The 18920-nt window shown below is 63.9% G+C and carries 15 protein-coding genes; 14 read left to right on the top strand and 1 reads right to left on the bottom strand.

Annotated elements, in window-relative coordinates; genetic code table 11:
* Nucleotides 1-2 precede the first annotated feature (2 nt).
* The 6 genes from murD to AC3WVQ_RS11415 all read left to right on the top strand — a co-directional run bounded on the left by murD (nucleotide 3) and on the right by AC3WVQ_RS11415 (nucleotide 6870).
* Nucleotides 3-1394: a UDP-N-acetylmuramoyl-L-alanine--D-glutamate ligase gene (murD, locus tag AC3WVQ_RS11440; RefSeq protein ID WP_090294315.1), complete on the top strand. Its 1392-nt coding sequence runs from the start codon at nucleotides 3-5 to the stop codon at nucleotides 1392-1394.
* A gap of 96 nt (nucleotides 1395-1490) precedes the next feature.
* Nucleotides 1491-2645, top strand: coding sequence for a putative lipid II flippase FtsW (gene ftsW, locus AC3WVQ_RS11435; RefSeq protein WP_034792447.1), 1155 nt, complete (start codon nucleotides 1491-1493; stop codon nucleotides 2643-2645).
* Between the two features lie 3 nt (nucleotides 2646-2648).
* Nucleotides 2649-3773 carry an undecaprenyldiphospho-muramoylpentapeptide beta-N-acetylglucosaminyltransferase gene (murG, locus tag AC3WVQ_RS11430; RefSeq protein WP_089043442.1) on the top strand — a complete coding sequence of 375 codons (1125 nt, stop codon included), beginning with the start codon at nucleotides 2649-2651 and terminating at the stop codon, nucleotides 3771-3773.
* On the top strand, nucleotides 3770-5179 hold the full coding sequence (murC, locus tag AC3WVQ_RS11425; RefSeq protein ID WP_090294314.1) for a UDP-N-acetylmuramate--L-alanine ligase: 1410 nt from the start codon (nucleotides 3770-3772) through the stop codon (nucleotides 5177-5179). The genes murG and murC overlap by 4 nt, the downstream gene beginning before the upstream one ends.
* A 2-nt stretch (nucleotides 5180-5181) precedes the next feature.
* Entirely contained in the window at nucleotides 5182-6156 is a 975-nt protein-coding gene (murB, locus tag AC3WVQ_RS11420) for a UDP-N-acetylmuramate dehydrogenase (RefSeq protein WP_090294313.1), read from the top strand.
* Nucleotides 6157-6306: 150 nt separating this feature from the next.
* Nucleotides 6307-6870 (top strand): hypothetical protein, encoded by a 564-nt coding sequence (locus AC3WVQ_RS11415; protein ID WP_134887991.1) that lies wholly within the window; start codon nucleotides 6307-6309, stop codon nucleotides 6868-6870.
* A 167-nt stretch (nucleotides 6871-7037) separates the two neighbouring features.
* On the opposite strand, the gene AC3WVQ_RS11410 is transcribed toward AC3WVQ_RS11415, so the two are convergent.
* Nucleotides 7038-8348: an MFS transporter gene (locus AC3WVQ_RS11410; RefSeq protein WP_060515931.1), complete on the bottom strand. Its 1311-nt coding sequence runs from the start codon at nucleotides 8346-8348 to the stop codon at nucleotides 7038-7040.
* Between the two features lie 320 nt (nucleotides 8349-8668).
* On the opposite strand from AC3WVQ_RS11410, the gene aqpZ reads away from it, so the two are divergent.
* The 8 genes from aqpZ (at nucleotide 8669) to recN (ending at nucleotide 18790) form a co-directional block, all read left to right on the top strand.
* Nucleotides 8669-9355 carry an aquaporin Z gene (aqpZ, locus tag AC3WVQ_RS11405; protein WP_034792491.1) on the top strand — a complete coding sequence of 229 codons (687 nt, stop codon included), beginning with the start codon at nucleotides 8669-8671 and terminating at the stop codon, nucleotides 9353-9355.
* Nucleotides 9356-9665: 310 nt separating this feature from the next.
* A complete protein-coding gene (locus AC3WVQ_RS11400) occupies nucleotides 9666-10592 on the top strand; it encodes a D-alanine--D-alanine ligase (protein WP_090294311.1) in 927 nt (308 codons plus the stop codon).
* Nucleotides 10580-11530, top strand: a complete 951-nt coding sequence (gene ftsQ / locus AC3WVQ_RS11395) for a cell division protein FtsQ (RefSeq protein ID WP_060605507.1) — start codon at nucleotides 10580-10582, stop codon at nucleotides 11528-11530. The genes AC3WVQ_RS11400 and ftsQ overlap by 13 nt, the downstream gene beginning before the upstream one ends.
* The gene (ftsA, locus tag AC3WVQ_RS11390; RefSeq protein WP_034792498.1) at nucleotides 11527-12858 is read left to right on the top strand and encodes a cell division protein FtsA; all 1332 of its coding nucleotides are present in this window, start codon (nucleotides 11527-11529) and stop codon (nucleotides 12856-12858) included. The genes ftsQ and ftsA overlap by 4 nt, the downstream gene beginning before the upstream one ends.
* 105 nt (nucleotides 12859-12963) lie before the next feature.
* On the top strand, nucleotides 12964-14751 hold the full coding sequence (gene ftsZ, locus AC3WVQ_RS11385; RefSeq protein ID WP_492382727.1) for a cell division protein FtsZ: 1788 nt from the start codon (nucleotides 12964-12966) through the stop codon (nucleotides 14749-14751).
* Nucleotides 14752-15085: 334 nt separating this feature from the next.
* A complete protein-coding gene (gene lpxC, locus AC3WVQ_RS11380) occupies nucleotides 15086-16039 on the top strand; it encodes a UDP-3-O-acyl-N-acetylglucosamine deacetylase (RefSeq protein WP_034792502.1) in 954 nt (317 codons plus the stop codon).
* Between the two features lie 173 nt (nucleotides 16040-16212).
* Nucleotides 16213-17079 (top strand): outer membrane protein assembly factor BamD, encoded by an 867-nt coding sequence (locus AC3WVQ_RS11375; protein ID WP_034792504.1) that lies wholly within the window; start codon nucleotides 16213-16215, stop codon nucleotides 17077-17079.
* 37 nt (nucleotides 17080-17116) lie between these two features.
* Nucleotides 17117-18790, top strand: a complete 1674-nt coding sequence (gene recN, locus AC3WVQ_RS11370; protein WP_060515935.1) for a DNA repair protein RecN — start codon at nucleotides 17117-17119, stop codon at nucleotides 18788-18790.
* Nucleotides 18791-18920: the final 130 nt, after the last annotated feature.

Here is an 18920-nt window from a genome sequence, read left to right as displayed (position 1 = left end):
CGATGATCCCGGTCACTTCCTTCAAGGGCAGGAAAGTCGCTCTCTTCGGTCTCGGCGGTTCGGGCCTTGCGACCGCGCAGGCGCTCGTCGCCGGTGGTGCCGAGGTTACCGCATGGGACGACAACCCGGATAGCGTCGCCAAGGCTTCGGCGGCAGGCGTGCCGACGGCAGACCTGCGCACCGTCGACTGGGCGGCCTTTGCCGCCTTCGTGCTTTCGCCCGGCGTGCCGCTTACGCATCCCAAGCCGCACTGGACCGTGGATCTTGCCCATGCTTCCGGCGTCGAGATCATCGGCGACGTCGAACTTTTCGTGCGCGAACGCCGGGCGCATGCGCCCGATTGCGCCTTCATCGCGATAACCGGCACCAACGGCAAATCGACGACGACGGCGCTGATCGCACATATCCTCAAAGAAAGCGGCCGAGACACGCAGCTCGGCGGCAATATCGGCACCGCGGTGCTGACGCTTGATCCTCCGAAGGCCGGGCGCTTCTACGTGGTCGAGTGCTCGTCCTACCAGATCGATCTGGCGCCGACGCTGAACCCGACGGCAGGCATTCTGCTCAACCTGACACCCGATCATCTCGATCGCCACGGCACGATGCAGCATTACGCCGACATCAAGGAACGGCTGGTCGCCGGTAGCGGCACGGCAATCGTCGGTGTCGATGACAGTTTCTCGGCGCTGATCGCCGATCGCGTCGAGCGCGCCGGCACCAGGACCGTGCGGATCTCCCGTCGCCATGTGCTGGCAAGCGGCCTCTATGCCGAGGGCCCGCGCATCCTGAAGGCTGAAGGCGGCACTTCCAGCCTGTTCGTCGATCTCGACGGCATCCAGACGCTGCGCGGCGGTCACAACGCCCAGAACGCAGCCGCGGCCATCGCGGCCTGCCTTGCGGTCGGCGTCAGCGCGGCGGAAATCCACGCCGGCCTGAAGAGCTTCCCCGGTCTCAAGCACCGCATGCAGCCGGTCGGCCGCAAGGGTACGGTGGTCTTCGTCAATGACAGCAAGGCGACCAATGCGGATGCGGCGGCGCCGGCGCTTTCGAGCTATGACCGCATCTACTGGATCGCCGGCGGTCTGCCGAAGGAAGGGGGCATCACGACGCTTGCACCCTTCTTCCCGAAGATCGCCAAGGCCTATCTGATCGGCGAGGCCGCACCGGCTTTCGCCGCGACGCTTGGCGAAGCGGTTCCCTATGAGATCTCGGGCACGCTGGAGCAGGCGGTAGCGCATGCCGCGGCCGATGCCGGCAGGGACGAGACGGGCGGCTCGGCGGTGATGCTCTCACCGGCTTGCGCAAGCTTCGACCAGTATAAGAACTTCGAGGTACGCGGTGATGCCTTCGTCGGACATGTGCGCGCGATCGAAGGCGTGACGATGCTGATTTGATCCCTCGGCCGGCGCGCATGCGTGCCGGTCGATGCGGAAGGTGGTGCGGGATTTCGGACGTGGGCGCGGTGGGCGCCGGAGAAGGGGACTGACAAGATGGTAAGCCGAGCCGAACGTGGCCCCGTGGCCGACTGGTTCTGGACGATCGACAGGTTCTTTCTGGCGACCTTCATCCTGTTGATGGGCGTCGGCTTCATGCTGTCCTTCGCCGCAAGCCCTGCCGTCGCCGAGCGCATCGGCCTCGACAGCTTCCACTTCGTCCGGCGCCACGCACTCTTCCTTCTGCCGTCGCTGGTGGTGATGGTGGGGATTTCCTTCCTCTCGCCGCGCCAGGTCCGGCGCGCGGCGATTCTGCTTCTTGCCGGTTCGCTCGGCATGATGGTGCTGGTGCTCTTCATCGGCGAAGAGGTGAAGGGCTCGATGCGCTGGATTTCGCTCGGTGGGATTTCGATCCAGCCGTCGGAGTTCATGAAACCGGCCTTCGTCGTCGTCTGTGCCTGGCTGTTTTCCGAACATGCGCGCCAGCCGGAAATCCCCGGTAATCTCTTTGCCATCCTGCTCTTCGGCATCGTCGCGGCCCTGCTTGTCGCCCAGCCCGACCTCGGCCAGACGATCCTGACCACCGCCGTCTGGGGCGGCATGTTCTTCATGGCCGGCATGCCCTGGCTCTGGATCATCCTGCTTGGCGGTGCGGCCCTCGGCGGCTTCTTCGTCGCCTATACGTTGCTGCCGCACGTGGCCGCGCGTATCGACAAGTTCCTGACGGGCGAAGGCGACACCTTCCAGATGGATACCGCCCGCGAGGCGATCATCCGCGGCGACTGGTTCGGCCGGGGCCCGGGCGAAGGCATCGTCAAGCGCATCATCCCGGACAGCCATACCGACTTCGTCTTTTCCGTTGCCGCCGAGGAATTCGGCATCGTCTTCTGCATGGTCATCGTGCTGATCTTCGCCTTCCTGGTGATGCGCGGCCTCAACCATGCCTTCCGCGAACGCAACGACTTCAACCGGTTCGCCGTTGCCGGCTTGGTGCTTCAGATCGGCATCCAGTCGATGATCAACATCGGCGTGAACCTCGAACTGCTTCCGGCCAAGGGCATGACCCTGCCGCTGATCTCCTATGGTGGCTCGTCCATGGTGGCGATCTGCGTCACTGCCGGCTTCATCCTGGCCTTGACCCGTCACCGCCCGGAGAAGCGCGCCGTGGAGCGCAGCCTGTTTCGGTCCGGCATTGGCGTGCCGGCGGAGTAAAATATGACTAAAGGCATCATCCTGCTTGCCGCCGGCGGTACCGGCGGCCATCTCTTTCCGGCAGAAGCGCTGGCCCACGAGCTGAAGGCCATGGGCTATTCGGTGCATCTGGTCACCGATAGCCGCGCCGAACGTTATGCCGGCAAGTTCCCCGCCGACGAGGTTCATGTCGTGCCTTCGGCGACAATCGGCTCGAAGAACCCGGTCAGCGTCGTCAAATCGCTCTGGACGCTGTGGAGCGGCATGCGCGCGGCGCGAAAGCTGATTGCCCGGCTGAAGCCCAAGGCCGTCGTCGGCTTCGGTGGCTACCCGACCGTGCCGCCGCTCTTGGCGGCAACCGGCATGGGTGTGCCGTCGATCATCCACGAGCAGAACGCCGTCATGGGCCGCGCCAACAAGGCGCTGGCCTCGCGCGTCAAGGCGATCGCCGGTGGCTTTCTTCCGGAGGGCACGGGCGCCTTTGCCGCGAAAACCGTGACGACGGGCAACCCCGTTCGCCCGGCGGTGCTAGCCGCCGCCAACACGCCCTATGTGTCGGCTGTCGGCGACGCGCCATTCCATCTCGTCGTCTTCGGCGGCAGCCAGGGCGCACAGTATTTTTCCAAGGCAGTACCGCAGGCGATCTGCCGTCTGGACGACGAGGTTCGCCAGCGATTCAAGGTCACGCAGCAGGCCCGGCCTGAAGACAGGGACGGCGTGATCGCCACCTATGAGAAGCTCGGTGTGCCCGCCGAGGTCTCGCCGTTCTTCACCGATATGGCCGAGCGCATCGCCGGCGCTCAGCTCGTCATTTGCCGCTCCGGCGCCTCGACGGTATCGGAGCTTGCGGTCATCGGCCGGCCGGCGATCCTCGTGCCCTATCCCTATGCGCTCGATCACGACCAGGCGGCCAATGCGGCCGCCCTTGCCGCCAAGGGTGGCGCACGCGTGATCGCGCAGGCCGAACTCACCGCCGACCGTCTCGCCGGCATCCTCAATGATGCGATCGGCAAGCCGCAATCGCTCGCGGAGATGGCGGCAAATGCCCGGGAAACCGGCAAGCCAGACGCAGCAAGCTTGCTTGCATCCCTCGTAGAGGCTATTGCCAGCGGTTTGACAGTCGAGAAATTCAGGGAAACACGCTCATGAAAATGCCGAAAACCATCGGGCTGGTCCATTTCATCGGTATCGGCGGCATCGGCATGAGCGGCATCGCCGAGGTGCTGCACAATCTCGGACACAAGGTCCAGGGTTCCGACCAGTCCGACAGTGCCAATGTGCAGCGCCTGCGCGCCAAGGGCATCGAGGTCTTCGTCGGCCACAAGGCGGAAAACCTCGGCGAAGCCGAGGTGATCGTCGTTTCGACCGCGATCAAGAAGAACAATCCGGAACTGATCGCCGCGCGCGAGAAGTTCCTTCCCGTCGTGCGCCGCGCCGAGATGCTGGCCGAGCTCATGCGCTTCCGCAATGCGATCGCGATCGGCGGCACGCATGGCAAGACGACCACGACCTCGATGGTCGCAGCGCTGCTCGAGGCCGGCGGGCTCGACCCGACCGTCATCAACGGCGGCATCATCAATGCCTATGGCACCAACGCCCGCATGGGCGAGGGCGAGTGGATGGTGGTTGAGGCCGACGAATCCGACGGCACCTTCCTGAAGCTGCCGGCCGATGTTGCCATCGTCACCAATATCGACCCGGAACATCTCGACCACTACGGCAATTTCGATGCCGTGCGCGCCGCGTTCCGCCAGTTCGTCGAGAACGTGCCCTTCTACGGTTTCGGCGTGCTCTGCCTCGACCATCCGGAAGTGCAGACCATGGTCGGCAAGATCGAGGACCGCAAGGTCGTGACCTACGGCGAGAACCCGCAGGCCGACGTGCGCTTCCACAACATCCGCATGGACGGCGCCACCTCCGTCTTCGACATCGAGATCCGCCGCCGGCGCACCGGCCAGGTGATCCCGATGAAGGACCTGCGCCTGCCGATGCCCGGCCGCCACAACGTGTCCAATGCGACCGCGGCGATCGCCGTTGCGCAGCGCCTCGGCGTCAGCCCGGAAGCGATCGCCAAGGGGCTTGCCTCCTTCAGCGGCGTCAAGCGCCGTTTCACGCTGACCGGCGAGACGAACGGCGTGCGCGTCTATGACGACTACGGCCACCATCCGGTCGAGATCAAGGCGGTGTTGCGCGCCGCACGCGAGGCCTGCCAGGGCCGAATCATCGCCGTGCACCAGCCGCACCGCTACTCGCGCCTTTCGAGCCTGTTTGAAGATTTCTCGGCCTGCTTCAACGATGCCGACACGATCCTGATCGCGCCTGTCTATGCGGCCGGCGAAGACCTCATTCCGGGCGCAACGGCCGAGGAACTGGTCGATCGCATCAAGGCGGGTGGCCATCGCGACGCCCGTTACGTCTCCGGTCCGGAGGCAATCGCGCCGGTTGTCAGCAAGATTGCACAGCCCGGCGATTTTGTGGTTCTCTTGGGGGCTGGCAGCATCACCTACTGGGCGGCTGCCCTGCCTAAGGAACTCGCGGATATTTCAGGAAATTGAGCATGAAACAGGTCAACGGTCAGAAACTACTGGAATCGCTCGGAAGCGGCGTAAGCGCTGTGCGCGGCCGTATCACGCCGGATGCGCCGATGGATCGTGTCACCTGGTTCCGCGCCGGCGGTCTTGCCGAGTTGATGTTCCAGCCGCACGACACCGACGATCTCATCACCTTCCTGAAGCTGGTCCCGGCTGAAGTGCCGGTCACGGTTGTCGGCGTCGGCTCGAACCTGCTGGTGCGCGACGGCGGCATTCCCGGTGTCGTCATCCGGCTGTCGGCCAAGGGTTTTGGCGATCTGGAACTGGTCGGCGAAAACCGCATCAAGGCCGGCGCGATCTGCCCGGACAAGAACATCGCCGCCATGGCGCTCGATCACGGCATTGGCGGCTTCTACTTCTACTACGGCATTCCCGGCTCGCTCGGCGGCGCGCTGCGCATGAACGCCGGCGCCAATGGTGCCGAGACCCGCGAACGGGTCGTCGAGGTGCACGCGGTCGACCGTCAGGGCAACCAGCATGTGCTGTCGAATGCCGACATGGGCTATGCCTACCGCCATTCGGCGGCGGCGAAGGACCTCATCTTCACCCACGCGGTGTTCGAAGGCTACGCCGAGGACAAGAACAAGATCCGCACCGACATGGATGCCGTGCGCCAGCATCGCGAAACGGTGCAGCCGATCCGCGAAAAGACCGGTGGCTCGACCTTCAAGAACCCGGAGGGCCACTCGGCCTGGAAGCTGATCGACGAGGCTGGCTGCCGCGGCATGATGATCGGCAGCGCGCAGATGTCGCCGCTGCACTGCAACTTCATGATCAACACCGGCCAGGCGACCGGCTACGAGCTCGAATATCTCGGTGAAACCGTGCGCCAGCGCGTGCTCGAACATTCCGGCGTCCGGCTCGAATGGGAGATCAAGCGCATCGGCAACTTCATGCCGGGCTACGAGATCAAGGAGTTCCTCGGCCGCGGCATCGCGTAAGGCTCGGTTGCGAGACGTGATCTGAAAGGCCGTGGCGGAAGCGCTGCGGCCTCTTGTTTTTCCGGCGGGCGGCAAGCGGCTGCCAGCGCCTTTGCAGAATGCCGGGGTCCCTACTCAATCACGGTCGAGGAGAAAGCTCGAGTGCGTTGCTTGCAAAGACTGTCGTATGCGAGGTTGCTCGCCGTTTCAGCCCTATTGGCCAATCTTGCGTTCTTTGCGCCCGTCAAGGCTATGGATGAGGTGCGTCTGCAAGCTGCCGTCGCCTCGCTCGGTGACGGTGCTGACGCCCAGCGTCTCGAAGCCAGGGTTGCCGATCTCGTAAAATCAGGCGACCAGATCGAGCTTGCGAAGCTGGCCGAACAGATCCGGATGAAAGACGGCGATTTCCTCGACATTCTGGCAAAGTTCTATGAGCAGCCGGAGCAAGCGAACGCGACGCCCGGTTGGCAGCAGATCGCACTCTCAATGGGGCCATGCCACTACGCCAACGCTGCCATCCGCATCGTCGCGATGAAGATCGCGAACGGCACTCACCCAGCCATCCGAAACGGCGTTGTCATGATCGACGGCACGGAGGTCGACAATATTTTCGCGGAATCGATGCATCGCTGCGAGTTGATTGCGCGTCTTCCCAAGTCCACGCGGCAGGTCGGCTCTAGCTGCGCCATGACCGGCGACTGCGCCGACGATCCGGACCTCATGGAGCAGCAGTGAGTCGAGCAGCCAGCGCTTTGCTGGCGCTGGCCCGCCGCGTGCTGCGATCGTCATCGGATTGGCTTCGGAGGCTTCGCGAACAGAGGGCGCCAAACGAAAGGGCCGCAGCGTTGCCGCTGCGGCCCTTCTTGGTTGTGATCGGCCGCGCTAGGCGGGGCCAGTCGTGATCAGGCCGAAACCTCGTCTTCCGTCGACAGCACCAGGCACAGAAGCGTGATGGCGGCGGCGGCCAGCAGGTAGTAGCCGACGTAATCGAGGCTGTAGTTGGTGGCGAGCCAGGTGGCGATGTACGGCGCCAGCGACGCGCCGAAGATGCCGGCGAGGTTGAAGGTCATGGACGCGCCGGTGTAGCGCACCGAGGTCGGGAAGGGGGCTGCCAGCGCTGCGCCGATCGGGCCGTAGGTGAGGCCCATGAGGCCGAGGCCGATGATCGAGAACAGGAAGGCGCCGCCAAGGCCGCCGGCAAGAAGCGGGGCCATGAACAGGCCGAAGACGCCGATGCCGATGGTGGTGATGATCAAGATCAGGCGACGGCCGTAGCGGTCCGAGAGGATACCGGCAACCGGGATCATCAGGCCGAAGAAGACGACGCCGGTCATCTGCACGACCAGGAACTGCTCACGCGAATAGCCGAGCTTCGCCGTGCCCCAGGAGAGCGAGAAGACGGTCATCAGGTAGAACAGCACGAAGGTCGCAAGCGCCACGAAAGTGCCGAGCACCAGGCTGCGCTTGTGGAAACGGAAGATCTCGGCGATCGGCACCTGCACGCGCTCGTGCTTGTCGACGGCCTTCTGGAACTCTGGCGTTTCGGTGATCTTCAGGCGGACATAAAGGCCGACGGCGACGAGCAGGATGCTGGCGATGAACGGCACGCGCCAGCCCCAGGCGAGGAAGGCTTCGTTGCTCATCACTTCGCCGAGGATCAGGAAGGTGCCGGCCGACAGGATGAAGCCGATCGGCGCGCCGAGCTGCGGGAACATGGCGTACCAGCTGCGCTTGCCCTCAGGCGCATTCTCGGTGGCAAGCAGCACTGCGCCGCCCCATTCACCGCCAAGGCCGAGACCCTGGCCGAAACGGCAAAGCGCGAGCAGCAGCGGAGCTGCGACGCCGATCGTGGCATAGGTCGGCAGAAGGCCGATGACGACCGTGGAGATGCCCATGGTCATCAGCGCCGCCACCAGCGTCGCCTTGCGGCCGACCTTGTCGCCGAAATGGCCGAAGATCACGGCGCCGAAGGGGCGGGCGAAAAAAGCGATCGAGAAGGTCGCGAAGGATTGCAGCATTGCCGAGGTCGGGTCCGAGCCCGGGAAGAACAGGTGCGGGAACACCAGAACGGCGGCGGTGGCGTAAACGTAGAAGTCGAAGAATTCGATGGTCGTGCCGACGAGGCTTGCGAACAGCACCCGGGCAGGGGAGTTCACTGCCGCGTGCTTTGACGCATTGTCCTTCGGCGACAGGGAGGTTGTCGCGTCTGTCACTATCATTGTTCCTATGGATGTAAGACCGTCTTGGGAGGCGGGTGCGGGCGTCTTAACGCAAGTTTCGACATGACGAAACCCTGATATCGTAAGAAGTGCGAACGATATCGACGTCATGCGCATCATTATTCTGTCGGCGCTCCGCTCTGGGGCCGCGGCGCGGGACGGCCTTTTCGCTTGCGCCTCAACTGCTTTGCCGTAGGCAGATTTTCACGTTTTGCGGGAGCTTCGCTTGGCGGGACAACCCGGATTGACGAGAATCAAATTGTGGCAAACTCTCGACGGCGAAGCGATCGGCTTCGTTTTTCAGGAGCGAATGCATGTTCAAAAGGCTTTCTGCGGAATTTCTCGGTACATTCTGGCTCGTTTTCGGCGGTTGCGGCAGCGCCGTGCTGGCGGCTGCCCTGCCTGAGGTCGGTATTGGCTATCTCGGCGTCTCCTTTGCTTTTGGCCTGACGGTGCTGACCATGGCCTATGCGGTCGGCGGCATTTCCGGCGGGCATTTCAATCCGGCCGTCTCGGTGGGGTTGCTGGTTGCGGGCAAGTTCCCGGCGCACAAACTTGTCGGCTATGTCATCGCCCAGGTGCTGGGTGCCATCGCCGCGGCGGCGGTTATCTATCTGATCGCCAGCGGCAAGGGGGATTTCCAGCTCGGTGGCTTCGCTGCCAACGGTTACGGCGCGCATTCGCCGGGCGGCTACTCGCTGACGGCGGCGCTGGTTGCCGAGGTGGTGCTGACCGCCTTCTTCCTGTTCATCATTCTCGGCTCCACCCATGGCCGAGTGCCCGCGGGCTTTGCGCCGATCGCCATCGGCCTGGCGCTGACACTGATCCATCTGGTCTCGATTCCGGTGACGAACACGTCGGTCAATCCGGCCCGCTCGACGGGGCAGGCGCTCTTCGTCGGCGATTGGGCGGTCGCGCAATTGTGGCTGTTCTGGGTGGCGCCGATCGTCGGCGCGGCGATCGCCGGCATCGTCTGGAAGATCGTCGGTGATGACGACTGATCCAATTCGGATGCCGTCAGGCATAGACCCGCCGCCCTGGCTGCGGCGGGTTTTTTCATTTTTTCTTCTGTTTATGCATTAGATTCAAGATTACTCCGCAACCCTTTGATCTCTCGCTAAAATGCCTTGTTCCACATGCGCTTGCGCCTGCAACCGGCGTTTCATTTCCTGACCGGGGTTAACGAAAGTAAACGGTTCGTTAACCTTAATGACGTTCTAGTGACCCCAATGGCGCAGCTGACTCGCGAGGGCGGGAGCCAGCCAGACGCAAGGAAGCCTTGCGATAGTGGCGTATTGTCTGGGGGTTTGAATGAACGGCAAGCATGTGGCTGTCCTGATGGGCGGATTTTCTTCGGAGCGACCGGTTAGCCTGTCGTCCGGGGCTGCCTGTGCGGATGCCCTGGAGGCTGCCGGCTATCGCGTCACCCGGATCGACGTCGATCGCAATGTCGCAGAGACGCTGGCCGCGCTGCGACCCGACGTTGCCTTCAACGCCCTTCATGGACCGTTCGGCGAGGACGGCACGATCCAGGGCATCCTCGAATATCTTGAGATCCCCTACACCCATTCCGGCGTACTTGCCTCGGCGCTCGCCATGGACAAGGCGCAGGCCAAGCACGTTGCGGCTGCTTCGGGTATTCCAGTTGCCGATGCGCAGGTCATGGATCGCCATGCCTTTGGTCCGAAGCACCCGATGAAGCCGCCTTACGTGGTCAAGCCGGTTTCCGAAGGCTCCAGCTTCGGTGTCGTCATCGTCCAGGAAGATCAGTCGCATCCGCCGCAGGTGGTGACGTCGAGCGAATGGCGTTACGGCGACCGAATCATGGTCGAGCGTTATGTCGCCGGCCGCGAACTGACCTGTGGTGTCATGGGCGACAAGGCGCTCGGCGTCACCGAAATCATCCCGCAGGGCCATGCCTTCTACGATTATGATTCCAAATACGTAAAAGGTGGTTCGCGTCACGTCATTCCGGCACAGATTTCACCAAATATTTACCAAAAAATACAAACACTCGCTCTGAAGGCGCATCAGGCAATCGGTTGCCGGGGCGTCAGCCGATCCGACTTTCGTTTCGATGACAGTTCCTCCGCCGAGGGCGAGCTGATCTGGCTGGAGATCAACACCCAGCCCGGCATGACACCGACCTCCCTGGTGCCCGAGATGGCCGCGCATGCCGGCTACAGCTTCGGTGAGTTTTTGAGTTGGATGGTGGAGGACGCGTCGTGTTTGCGTTGAGGGGCAAAAGGGGCAAGAGGGTTCGTCACCTCGATGGCGCCGCCGCCGTCGATGTGGATGGCGCGCGCGTACTGCCGCGTCCGCTTCGTCGCGTCGTGCGCTTCTTCGTCAGCCTCGGCGCTGGCCGCATCCGCTTTCCCGCCTATACCGGCACGCTGTCGGCGATCGCCTTTTTCGCCGCCACCGGCTTTTACGGCATGTCGCTCGGCGGCCATACGCAGAATTTCGCGCAGGCCTCGACCACGGCCGCAGGCTTCGCGATCGAAGACGTCAAGGTTTCCGGCAACGACCAGACCTCGGAAATCGACATTCTCCAGCAGCTCGGCCTCGACGGCACGACGTCGCTGGTGGCGCTCGATATCGCCGAAGCGCGCAAGCTGATTGCGGAAATGCCCTGGGTGCAGGGCGTCACCGTTCGCAAGATCTATCCCGGCACGATCGAGGTTAGCCTCACCGAGCGCAAGGCCTTCGGCATCTGGCAGCACGGATCGGACCTTTCGCTGATCGAGCGCAGCGGCAGCGTGATCGCGCCCTTGCGCGACAACAAGTTTGCCGCTCTGCCGCTCTTCGTCGGCCGTGACGCCGAAACGGCGGCTGCCGATTTCTACGACGAGTTCTCCCGCTGGCCGGAGATCCGCTCGCGCGTGAAGGCCTTCGTGCGCGTGGCCGGCCGCCGCTGGGACCTGCGCCTCGACAACGGCATCGTCGTCAAGCTGCCGGAGCACGACGTCGCCCGGGCGATGAAGGTGCTCTCCGACATGGAAAGCCAGCACCAGCTCCTCGAGCGCGATATCGCTGCCGTGGATCTGAGGCTCGAAGACAGAACAACAGTTCAGTTGACGCCGGACGCAGTGACCCGGCGCGAAGTTGCCTTGAAGGCGAGGGACAAGATGCTGAAGGCGCAGGAGACCGAAAAGAAGAAAGAAGGCCGCATATGAGTCTATTCGGTTCCTCCAGCTTTGGCCTGCCGCGCCTGAAGCCGCTTTCCTCGAAGCGGTCTCATGTCGTCTCGGTGCTGGATATCGGTTCGACCAAGGTGGTCTGCATGATCGGCCGGCTGACGCCGCGCGCCGAAAGCCAGATCCTGCCCAACCGTACGCATAGCGTCGAAATCATCGGCATCGGCCACCAGAAGTCCCGCGGCGTCAAGAACGGCGTCGTCGCCGACCTCGATGCGGTCGAGAGCGTCGTCCGGCTCGCCGTCGATGCGGCCGAGCGCATGGCCGGCCTCACCATAGACAGCCTGATTGTCAACGTTTCGGCCGGCCGGCTGCAGAGCGACGTCTATACCGCGACGATCGATCTCGGCGGCCAGGAAGTCGACGCCAATGATCTGCGCAAGGTTCTCTCCGCCGCCGGCCAGCAGTCGCTGCGCTCCGACCGCGCCATCCTGCACTCGCTGCCGACGGGCTTCTCGCTCGACGGCGAGCGCGGCATCCGCGATCCGCTCGCCATGTTCGGCGACGTTCTCGGCGTCGACATGCATGTGCTGACGGCCGAACGGGCAGCGCTCAAGAACCTCGAACTCTGCGTCAATCGCGCCCACCTTTCGGTCGAGGGCATGGTGGCGACCCCCTATGCCAGCGGTCTTGCCGCTCTCGTCGACGACGAGGTTGAGCTCGGCTGTGCGGCGATCGACATGGGTGGCGGCACGACGACGATCTCGGTCTTTGCCGAAGGCAAGCTGGTTCACGCTGACGCTGTCAGCCTCGGCGGCCATCACGTGACGACGGATCTGGCGCGCGGTCTTTCGACCCGCATCGAGGATGCCGAACGGCTGAAGGTCGTGCACGGGTCGGCTCTGCCCAACAGCGCCGACGAACGCGACATCGTATCGGTGCCGCCGATCGGCGAGGACGACCGCGATCAGCCGACGCATGTGCCGCGCGCACTTGTGTCGCGCATCGTGCGCGCCCGCATCGAAGAGACGCTGGAACTCATCCGCGATCGCATCCAGCGCTCGGGCTTCAGCCCGATCGTCGGCAAGCGAATCGTTCTGACGGGCGGCGCCAGCCAGCTGACCGGCCTGCCGGAAGCGGCTCGCCGCATCCTCGCCCGCAATGTTCGCATTGGCCGTCCGCTCGGAGTTTCCGGGCTGCCGGCCGCTGCCAAGGGCCCGGCCTTCTCCACGGCGGTCGGCCTGATGATCTATCCGCAGGTCGCCGACCTCGAGACCCATGCCTCCCACGGCGGCATGTTCTCGGCGCTCGGCGCCGGCAACGGCCGCATCGCCCGCATGGGCCAGTGGCTGAAAGAGAGCTTTTGAGTGACGGCCGGCTCCGACAGGGACGGGGCCGGGTGAAGACAAACTAGGACTTTGAAAGATTTGGCCGGCTCGGCAAGGCGGCCAGAAACCAGAAGGAACGGGACTATGACTATCAACTTGCAGAAGCCGGATATCACGGAGCTGAAGCCCCGCATCACCGTCTTTGGTGTAGGTGGCGGCGGCGGCAATGCTGTCAACAACATGATCACCGCAGGCCTCCAGGGCGTCGATTTCGTCGTCGCCAACACGGATGCCCAGGCACTCACCATGACCAAGGCCGAGCGCATCATCCAGATGGGCGTCGCCGTCACCGAAGGTCTCGGCGCCGGTTCGCAGCCGGAAGTCGGCCGCGCGGCCGCCGAAGAGTGCATCGATGAGATCATCGATCACCTCAACGGCACCCACATGTGCTTCGTCACCGCCGGCATGGGCGGCGGCACCGGCACCGGTGCAGCCCCGATCGTCGCACAGGCCGCCCGCAACAAGGGCATCCTGACGGTCGGCGTCGTCACCAAGCCGTTCCATTTCGAAGGCGCGCGCCGCATGCGGCTCGCCGACCAGGGCATCGCCGAACTGCAGAAGTCGGTCGACACCCTGATCGTCATCCCGAACCAGAACCTCTTCCGCATCGCCAACGACCGCACGACCTTTGCGGACGCGTTTGCTATGGCCGACCAGGTTCTCTATTCGGGCGTTGCCTGCATCACCGACCTCATGGTCAAGGAAGGCCTCATCAACCTCGACTTCGCCGACGTCCGCTCGGTGATGCGCGAAATGGGCCGCGCCATGATGGGCACCGGCGAAGCTTCGGGCGAAGGCCGCGCACTGGCCGCCGCCGAAGCCGCGATCGCCAACCCGCTGCTCGACGAAACCTCGATGAAGGGCGCCCAGGGCCTCCTGATCTCGATCACCGGCGGCCGCGACCTCACCCTGTTCGAACTCGACGAAGCGGCTACCCGTATTCGCGAAGAAGTCGACCCGGATGCCAACATCATCCTCGGCGCGACGTTCGACGAAGACCTCGAAGGCCTCATCCGCGTCTCGGTCGTTGCCACCGGCATCGACCGCACGGCCGCGGAGGTGGCGGGTCGTTCCGCCGACTTTCGTCCGGTAGCAGCAAAGCCGGTCGTCCGCCCGTCCGCCGCCGTTCCGGCCCAGCAGCCGCAGCCGGTTGCCCAGCACCAGCCGGCCCCGGTTCACCAGCCGGTGATGCAGCAGCCGGTCGCCCAGCCGGTTCAGCAGCCGATGCAGCAGCAGGCAACCGCCGACCAGATCGCAGCCGCCATCCGCGAAGCCGAAATGGAGCGCGAGCTCGACATCGCGACCCGGGCTGCCCAGGTGCAGGCCCAGGCCCCGGTTCAGCAGGCGATGCACGACGACAGCTTTCGTCCCCAGAGCAAGCTCTTCGCCGGTGCTGCACCGGTAGAGGCCGCTCCGGTCATGCGCCAGCCGCAGCCGCAGATGCAGCCGGTTCAGCCCCAGCCGCAGCCGATCGTGCGCCAGGAGCCCGTCGCTCCGGTCATGCGCCAGCAGCCGGAACAGGTTCGCATGCCGAAGGTCGAAGACTTTCCGCCGGTCGTAAAGGCAGAGATGGACCGCCGCGCACAGCCGGCTGCCCCGATGCAGGAAGAGCGCGGCCCGATGGGTCTGCTCAACCGCATCACCAGCTCGCTCGGCCTGCGTGACCGCGAACAGACCCCGGCAGCCGCCGACATGACGGCTTCCGCCCCGACCGCTGCTTCCCAGCAGCGCCGGCCGCTCTCGCCGGAAGCGAGCCTCTATGCGCCGCGCCGCGGCCAGCTTGACGATCACGGTCGCGCTTCGCCGCAGGCGCGCCCGCAAGAAGATGATCAGCTCGAAATCCCGGCGTTCCTGCGCCGTCAATCGAACTGATTGGAAGGCCCGTTCCTTCACCTTGCCGAATGCCCGGGCAACTGCCCGGGCATTTTTGCATTTTGTTCATTATTTCAGGTGTTTGATTCGATGTTACGGACCGTCGCAAATGCGTAACAAAGCGAAACGAACAGTGATTTGGAATGGTGCCTCCAAACTCCTATTTTCAGACTCGGAATTGGGGACGCATGCGATTCGATCAAGCGCTGTCTGTTCGAAACGCAGAGGACCGGTCGTTGAGCCGGGACTCTCGGGCATCTTTCTTGTGCCCTGAAGATCGTTGCGTCCACCAGCAGGTTTTGGCCATTGGCCACAGGTATTGAAAGTGACGAGAATGGGAATCGAATTGCTCGGGTTTCAGACGACGATTGCAAGCCCGGTAACGCTCAAGGGAATTGGCGTTCATTCCGGTGCGGAAGTGTCGATCACCTTCCATCCGGCCGAAGCCGATGCGGGCATCGTTTTCCAGCGCGTTCTCTCCAACGGCCGGGTCAGCGAATACAAGGCGGTTTCCTCGCAGGTCGGCAACACCGATCTCTGCACCGTTCTCGGGATGTCGCCGGCGACTTCGATCGCCACGATCGAGCATGTGATGGCGGCGATCTACGCGCTCGGCCTCGACAACCTCACGGTCGAAGTGCACGGCGCCGAAATGCCGATCATGGACGGCAGCTCCGAACCCTTCATCGACGCGATCGAGCAGGTGGGCGTTCGCGCCCTTGCGGTCAAGCGTCGCTACATCCGCATCGTCAAGCCGGTGCGCATCGAATCGGGTGCCTCCTGGTCGGAGTTCACGCCCTATGACGGCATGCGCTTCGAGGTCGAGATCGATTTCGATTGCCCGCTGATCGGCCGCCAGGCCTGGAAGGGCGACATGACGCCTTCGGTCTTCAAGCGCGAGCTGTCGCGTGCCCGCACCTTCGGCTTCATGCGCGATGTCGAACGCCTCTGGGCGGCTGGTTTTGCGCTCGGCTCCTCGCTCGAAAACTCCGTCGTCATTTCCGACGACAACACGGTGATCAACGTCGAGGGCCTGCGCTACACCGACGAATTCGTGCGCCACAAGACGCTCGATGCGGTTGGCGACCTCTCGCTCGCCGGCGCGCCGTTCATCGGCTGCTACCGCTCGTACCGCGGCGGCCACAAGATGAACGCCAACGCGCTGAAGGCACTTCTCAGCGACCCGACGGCCTACGAAGTCGTCGAAACGGCAACCCCGCGCCAGCGTACCCGCGCGCGCGATATGGTTGCAGTGGCAGCTCCGGGCTTCGCGCCCTGGTCCGCATAACAAGAAAAGTCATCATCTCCTCCAGTCGCCGGCCGAAAGGCCGGCATTTTCATGATAGAGCTGCCACAAATTTGCATGAATCACCGATCATGACGTTGCGGTCTCAAGGTAACTTGCTCTAAAAGCGCATGTCTGGCGGGGTCCATGCCCGCAGAATGGAACGGGAATATCCGATGGTTCTTGCAGTTTCTGTGGATTTGAAAAAGTCAGCGCGCGTCGCCGCCGTCATTGTCGCGGCCGTTGCCGGCAGCGCCCTGATTACCGCCTGCCAGAACGATCCCGATATCGACATCACCAAGCTGACGGCCGAAACCGATCCGCCGGAAGTGCTCTACAATCAGGGCCTCGCCAACCTCAATGCCGGCAAGACGACGGAGGCGGCGCGCAAGTTCGAAGCGCTCGACCGCCAGCATCCGTTCTCGGAATATGCCCGCAAGGCGCTGGTCATGAACGCCTTCGTTTCTTACCGTAACGGTCAGTACCAGGAGGCAATCAACGCCACCGGCCGCTACCTCAATCTTTATCCGCAGTCGGAAGACGCGGCCTATGCGCAGTACATCCAGGGTCTCGCCTATACCAAGCAGATCCCGGCGGTGACGCAGGACCAGAAGCCGGCCTTCAAGGCGATCGAAGCCATGCAGGCGGTCGTAGACCGCTACCCGGACTCCGAATATGTCGACGACGCCAAGTCGAAGATCCGCTTTGCCCGCGACCAGCTGGCCGGCAAGGAGATGCAGGTCGGCCGCTACTATCTCGAGCGCAAGGAATACCTTGCCGCCGTGTCGCGTTTCCGCGTCGTCGTCGAGCAGTATCCGAACACCAACCAGGTTGAAGAAGCGCTGGCGCGCCTGACGGAAGCCTATTTCGCGATGGGCGTGACCCAGGAGGCGCAGACCGCTGCCGCCGTTCTCGGTCACAACTACCCGGACAGCCAGTGGTACAACGATAGCTTCAAGCTGCTGCAGTCGGGTGGCCTTGAGCCGCGTGAAAGCGGCAACTCCTGGATTTCGCGCGCCGCCAAGAAACTCGTCGGCGCCTGATATCTATCGGCGCCCTTCAAGGAAGATATAACCCCGGATGCTTGCCCAGCTTTCGATCCGCGATATCGTCCTGATTGAACGGCTCGATCTCAATTTCGACGCCGGGCTCTCGGTGCTGACCGGTGAAACCGGGGCCGGCAAGTCCATCCTTCTCGACAGCCTGTCGCTCGCCCTTGGCGGGCGCGGCGATGGCTCGCTCGTTCGCCACGGTTCCGACAAGGGGCAGGTGACGGCGGTCTTCGACGTGCCGATGGGGCATTCGGCGCGGCTGATGCTCAGGGAAAACGGCATCGACGACGACGGCGACCTGATCTTTCGTCGCGTGCAGTCGGCCGACGGCCGCACCAAGGCCTATGTCAACGACCAGCCGATCAGCGTCCAGCTGATGCGCCAGCTTGGCCAGACGCTGGTCGAAATTCACGGACAGCACGACGACCGCGCGCTCGTCGATATCGATGCGCACCGCACGCTTCTCGACGCCTTCGGTGGCACCGCCGAAGAAGCGGCGCATGTGAGCGAACTCTATCGCGCCTGGAAGGATGCCGAGCGCGGCCTGAAGAAGCACCGCGAGCGGGTCGAGGCGGCCGCGCGCGAGGCGGACTATCTTCGGTCTTCGGTCGAAGAACTGGAGAAGCTCAGCCCCCGCGACGGCGAAGAGGACGAGCTTGCCGAGAACCGGGCGCGGATGATGAAGGCCGAGCGCATCGCCGGCGACATCAACGAGGCCTCGGAGTTTCTGAACGGCAACGCTTCGCCGGTTCCGCTGATCGCCTCGCTCGTGCGCCGTCTCGAGCGCAAGAGCCAGGAGGCGCCGGGCCTGCTCGAAGAAACGGTCGAGTTGCTCGACGGTGCGCTCAACCAGCTTTCGGACGCGCAGATGTCGGTCGAGCGGGCGTTGCGCAACACGGAGTTCGATCCGAAGGAGCTGGAGCGGGTGGAGGAGCGGCTGTTCGCGCTGCGCGCCGCCAGCCGCAAATATTCGGTTCCGGTCACGGAACTGCCGGCACTCGCCGTTCGCATGATTTCCGATCTCGCCGATCTCGATGCCGGCGAGGAAAAGCTGAAGCAGCTCGATGCACAAGTCGGCGTGGCGCGGGTAGCGTTCGACGCTTCGGCGCGCTCGCTCTCCGAAAAGCGTCGCCATACCGCGACCGCGCTTTCCGACGCTGTCATGGCCGAACTGCCGGCGTTGAAGCTCGAGCGGGCACGCTTCATGGTCGAGGTGCAAAGCGATCCGTCGCTGCCGACGGTCGACGGTATCGACCTCGTCGAGTTCCACGTCCAGACCAACCCCGGCACGCGGCCGGGCCCGATCATGAAGGTGGCTTCCGGCGGCGAACTTTCGCGCTTCCTGCTGGCGCTGAAGGTGGCGCTTGCCGATCGCGGCTCGGCGCCGACGCTCGTCTTTGATGAAATCGACACCGGTGTCGGCGGTGCGGTGGCCGATGCCATCGGCCAGCGGCTGAAGCGGCTCTCGGCAACGGTGCAGGTGCTCTCCGTCACCCACGCGCCGCAGGTCGCAGCCCGTGCGGCAACGCATCTTCTGATCTCCAAGGGTCCTTCGACCGAAAAGGCCGAGATGATTTCCACCCGTGTCGCCCGCATGGACGACAAGGCGCGCACCGAGGAAATCGCCCGCATGCTTGCCGGCGCCTCGATCACCGAAGAGGCGAGGGCGGCTGCCGCTCGCCTGCTTTCCGGCAACGGCTAGATCATCCTGGCGCCAAGTGGAACATCGGCGGCTGAGGGATGCGATGTCCTCAGAGTGTTCATCTGAACCCACGGCCTTGGGCTTCCTAGCCTTTTGGTTGAATTGTTGCGCCGCTGCACCCGTGTTCTAT

The sequence above is a fragment of the Ensifer sp. EB106-05-01-XG146 genome (genome assembly GCF_058791875.1).
The sequence above is the reverse complement of the archived record's forward strand: the minus strand, read 5'-3'. Positions and strand labels throughout refer to the sequence as shown.

What these genes read in the sequence shown, in the direction of transcription:
- murD (WP_090294315.1), top strand. Translation starts at nt 3, where the DNA reads ATGATCCCGGTCACTTCCTTCAAGGGCAGGAAAGTCGCTCTCTTCGGT.
- ftsW (WP_034792447.1), top strand. Translation starts at nt 1,491, where the DNA reads ATGGTAAGCCGAGCCGAACGTGGCCCCGTGGCCGACTGGTTCTGGACG.
- murG (WP_089043442.1), top strand. Translation starts at nt 2,649, where the DNA reads ATGACTAAAGGCATCATCCTGCTTGCCGCCGGCGGTACCGGCGGCCAT.
- murC (WP_090294314.1), top strand. Translation starts at nt 3,770, where the DNA reads ATGAAAATGCCGAAAACCATCGGGCTGGTCCATTTCATCGGTATCGGC.
- murB (WP_090294313.1), top strand. Translation starts at nt 5,182, where the DNA reads ATGAAACAGGTCAACGGTCAGAAACTACTGGAATCGCTCGGAAGCGGC.
- aqpZ (WP_034792491.1), top strand. Translation starts at nt 8,669, where the DNA reads ATGTTCAAAAGGCTTTCTGCGGAATTTCTCGGTACATTCTGGCTCGTT.
- AC3WVQ_RS11400 (WP_090294311.1), top strand. Translation starts at nt 9,666, where the DNA reads ATGAACGGCAAGCATGTGGCTGTCCTGATGGGCGGATTTTCTTCGGAG.
- ftsA (WP_034792498.1), top strand. Translation starts at nt 11,527, where the DNA reads ATGAGTCTATTCGGTTCCTCCAGCTTTGGCCTGCCGCGCCTGAAGCCG.
- ftsZ (WP_492382727.1), top strand. Translation starts at nt 12,964, where the DNA reads ATGACTATCAACTTGCAGAAGCCGGATATCACGGAGCTGAAGCCCCGC.
- lpxC (WP_034792502.1), top strand. Translation starts at nt 15,086, where the DNA reads ATGGGAATCGAATTGCTCGGGTTTCAGACGACGATTGCAAGCCCGGTA.
- AC3WVQ_RS11375 (WP_034792504.1), top strand. Translation starts at nt 16,213, where the DNA reads ATGGTTCTTGCAGTTTCTGTGGATTTGAAAAAGTCAGCGCGCGTCGCC.
- recN (WP_060515935.1), top strand. Translation starts at nt 17,117, where the DNA reads ATGCTTGCCCAGCTTTCGATCCGCGATATCGTCCTGATTGAACGGCTC.